The sequence below is a fragment of the Mesorhizobium ventifaucium genome, assembly GCF_935822925.1.
Taxonomy (GTDB): Bacteria; Pseudomonadota; Alphaproteobacteria; order Rhizobiales; family Rhizobiaceae; genus Mesorhizobium; species Mesorhizobium ventifaucium.
The window spans coordinates 547,394-547,619 of the sequence record NZ_CAKXZS010000023.1 but is presented as its reverse complement, the minus strand read 5'-3'; the positions used below and the strand labels follow the sequence as shown (position 1 = coordinate 547,619).

The 226-nt window shown below is 65.5% G+C and carries 1 protein-coding gene; it reads left to right on the top strand.

The features are described from left to right. The coding region (locus NMG70_RS20695; protein WP_254026255.1) for a GTP-binding protein at positions 1–226 on the top strand (226 nt) is incomplete at both ends.

The following is a 226-nucleotide window of genomic DNA, read 5'->3' as shown; positions in this document are numbered from 1 at the left end:
ACCGGTGCTGCGCAGATGGACGGTGCGATCCTGGTTGTGTCGGCCGCCGACGGCCCGATGCCGCAGACCCGCGAGCACATCCTGCTGGCCCGTCAGGTCGGCGTGCCGTCGATCGTTGTGTTCTTGAACAAGGTCGACCAGGTCGACGACGCCGAGCTGCTTGAGCTGGTCGAGCTCGAGGTGCGCGAGCTGTTGACCAAGAACGAGTTCCCCGGCGACGACATTC